The organism is Psychromonas sp. (assembly GCF_047632995.1).
Taxonomy (GTDB): Bacteria; Pseudomonadota; Gammaproteobacteria; order Enterobacterales; family Psychromonadaceae; genus Psychromonas.
Genome location: NZ_JBLIEK010000223.1, coordinates 1 through 3,313, shown reverse-complemented (window position 1 = coordinate 3,313; position 3,313 = coordinate 1). Strand labels below are relative to the sequence as shown.

Sequence of the window (3,313 nt, the reverse complement as noted above, 5' to 3'; positions counted from 1 at the left end):
GGCCAGTATCTTTATAACGTCGCTAATGGGACAGTGTGATGAGATTTATTGACACCGAAATTGAAGATGTAAAGATTGTTGAAGTCAATGTTTTTGGTGATCGACGTGGTTTTTTTATGGAAACGTTCCGTGCCGATGAGTTTATGGCAAAAACGGGCTCCAGACCCTTCGTTCAAGACAATCATAGTAAATCAGCAAAAGGTATTTTACGTGGACTGCATTATCAGCAAGAGCACACGCAAGGTAAATTAGTACGCGTTATCTCCGGTGCCGTATTTGATGTTGCTGTTGATATGCGCAAGTCTTCCCCTACCTTTGGGAAAGCTGTTGGTGAGGTGCTTTCGGCTGAAAATAATCGTCAACTATGGGTGCCGGAGGGTTTTGCTCATGGTTTTTATGTGATGACTGATTCAGCTGAATTTGTTTATAAATGTACTGATTATTATCACCCCGAATCAGAAGTTTCTGTGCGCTGGGATGATGCGGATATTTGTATTGCATGGCCTTTAGTTGATGGAGAATTACCACAACTATCAGGTAAAGATAAGCAAGGTCTATCATTTAAAGATGCGCCCAAGTTCAGCTAGTTAGATACAAGTATTGGGAATGGGTGAAGGGTGAAGAGTAAGTATAATTTATCCATTACCCATTATCCATTATCCATTATCCATTACCCATCACTCGTTACCCATTATCAGCAGCAGGAATATGAATGAAAGTATTAATCACAGGAAAAGGCGGGCAGTTGGCTTGGGAGCTAGTGCGATTAGCCCCGCAAGCTTTTGAAATTATTAGTGTGGGGAGAGAACAGCTTGATATCAGCAATGAGAATCAAGTGGTTGATTTTATTGACTCGACAAAACCAGACTTAGTGATCAATGCCGCCGCCTATACTGCTGTCGATCAGGCGGAAAAAGACAGTGTTACCGCTTATGCCGTTAATGAACACGGTGTTAAATATTTAGCGCAGGCATGTAAAAAAATTAATGCCCGTATATTGCATATTTCAACAGATTTTATTTTTGATGGTACCAGTACAAGCCCTTATCAAACGGATGCCAAGCCCAATCCGCTCAATAACTATGGTGCCTCTAAACTTGCTGGAGAGCTTGCCCTGAATGAAATATTTCCACAAGCAAGTGTGATTGTTCGTACCGCCTGGGTATATTCGGCAAATGGTAATAATTTTGTAAAAAGTATGTTGCGTTTGATGCAGGAAAAACCGCAACTCGGCATTGTTTACGATCAAGTTGGGACTCCAACATGGGCGAAAGGATTGGCGCAATGGCTTTGGATTATTGCCGCTAAACCGGAAGTTACTGGCACTTATCATTGGACGGATGCCGGTGTTGCGTCTTGGTATGATTTCGCCCTTGCCATCCAAGAGCTTGGTTTAGAGAAAGGCTTATTAAAAAGTGCAATCCCAGTATTCCCTATTCGTACCAGTGCTTATCCAACACCCGCAAAAAGGCCTGCTTTTTCGGTAATAGACAAAACAAGTGCTGAAATGGTTAGTGAATTAAACACGACACATTGGCGTAAGCAGTTATCAGCGATGATGGATGAAATATTATAAGAAATTGAAAAGGCCTGTGTATTGGCATTTAAATTTCTAGATAAGCTGGTACTTATTAAGAAATCCTCTGTGAAAAAGATAATTAGCGGTTTAAATTAAATTCTTCCAATAACGAACAAGAGTGTGCGTTTAGATTTAGTAGAACAACCATGTATTACTTTAATGAAACAGATAACTTCACAAATAAAAGGATATAGAGAAGTTAATGAACTTCTTTAGCTAAAATGAATAAAAAGTTATTTTTGAAACATAGCGGTTTAGCTTTTATTGTTAGAATTTTTGGCGCATTAACCGGATTCTTAATGACTTTAGTTATAACTCGAACATTATCTGTTGAACAGTCTGGTTTGTTTTTACTAAGCTACGCCGTATGTTCTGCCGTAGGCATGTTGTGTACATTAGGGTTAACGACTGCCTTTATCCGTTTTGTAGGCGGATATCATGCAGAGGCTAACTGGGGGGTAATTAAAGGCATTGTTAATAAAGGTTTAAAAGCTGTTCTAATTACTTCCATCGGTGTTGCCTTAATCATTTTTGTGTGCAGTCCTTACATCAGTAATAATATCTTTGATAAACCCCAGTTTGAACAGGTATTAATGGTGACGACTTTTGCTATACCCTGTTTTGCCTTATATCAACTTATGGCTTTCGCCTTTCAGGGATTACATAAACCGGTTGTTTCAATTTTTTTACAGAATATTTCTAACCAAGTCATTGTCATTATTGCTCTATTGATTGCCTCCGTTTATATTATCGATTTAACTGCTACCTTGTTGTCGGTTATCTTCACTATAGCTGCTTCTATTACCGTTTCTATTGCATTAATTAAATGGTTTTCGAATAAAAAATTAACGGTTGTAGCCGATTATTCGCAAACCAACGCTTTAACTGCTAGTGCCAAATCATTATTTTATTCGATGATGATGACGTTACTAGTTCAATATAGTGGTCAAATAAGTTCGGGCGTTTATTTAAGTACAAGTGATGTAGCGTATTTTTCGGTGGCGCAGCGCATAAGCATGCTGACAAGTTTTGTCTTAATTGCTGTTAATCTAGTTGCAGCACCACGTTTTGCTGCTAGTGCTAAGCTTGGCAAAACTGAAGAACTACGCAGTACATCTTTATTTTGTAGCCGTATTATGGTCATAATGGCAACTCCCGTAGTTGTATTTATGTTCTTCTTTGCTGACTTATTAATGGGGATTTTTGGTGAAGAATATATTCAAGCTGCCCATTTGCTAAAAATATTGATTATTGGTCAGTTTATTAATGTGATCACGGGCTCTGTAGGATTTTTATTAAATATGACCGGCCATGAGAAAGATATGCGCAATGTGGTGTTTTTCTCGGGGCCTCTAGCGTTAGGCTTAGGCTTATTTTTAACACCCTTATATGGGGCGACTGGAGCTGCTATTGCAACAGCTATTGCATTAGCAAGTCAAAATCTAATTGCTGTTTATATGGTAAAGAGGCGGCTGGGATTTAATACATTAAATTTATGGAAATAGCATTGGTGCATGCCGGTCTCTGAGCTATTTAGATCTTAAAATAGCACAAACCGAGAGTTGTTCATGAACTCACTTGCACACAGCCATTTTTCATTAAATGTAAGTTGTGCCACTACAGTATAACGCTCAGAACCTACGGGCTATGTATTTTGAAGACACAAGCATCCTCGGTCTTGATTCTAAGGGGAGAGATGGCGAGGGACTTCCCCAAACAAGATAATACAAAAGT

General features: G+C 38.9%; 3 protein-coding genes. All 3 read left to right on the top strand.

The annotated features are described in order from the left end of the window. Nucleotides 1-38 precede the first annotated feature (38 nt). Nucleotides 39-587: a dTDP-4-dehydrorhamnose 3,5-epimerase gene (rfbC, locus tag ACJAT7_RS18615; protein ID WP_415228284.1), complete on the top strand. Its 549-nt coding sequence runs from the start codon at nucleotides 39-41 to the stop codon at nucleotides 585-587. A gap of 125 nt (nucleotides 588-712) precedes the next feature. After that, entirely contained in the window at nucleotides 713-1,576 is an 864-nt protein-coding gene (rfbD, locus tag ACJAT7_RS18610; RefSeq protein ID WP_415228283.1) for a dTDP-4-dehydrorhamnose reductase, read from the top strand. A gap of 224 nt (nucleotides 1,577-1,800) precedes the next feature. Continuing rightward, nucleotides 1,801-3,084 carry an oligosaccharide flippase family protein gene (locus tag ACJAT7_RS18605; protein WP_415228282.1) on the top strand — a complete coding sequence of 428 codons (1,284 nt, stop codon included), beginning with the start codon at nucleotides 1,801-1,803 and terminating at the stop codon, nucleotides 3,082-3,084. Nucleotides 3,085-3,313 lie beyond the last annotated feature (229 nt).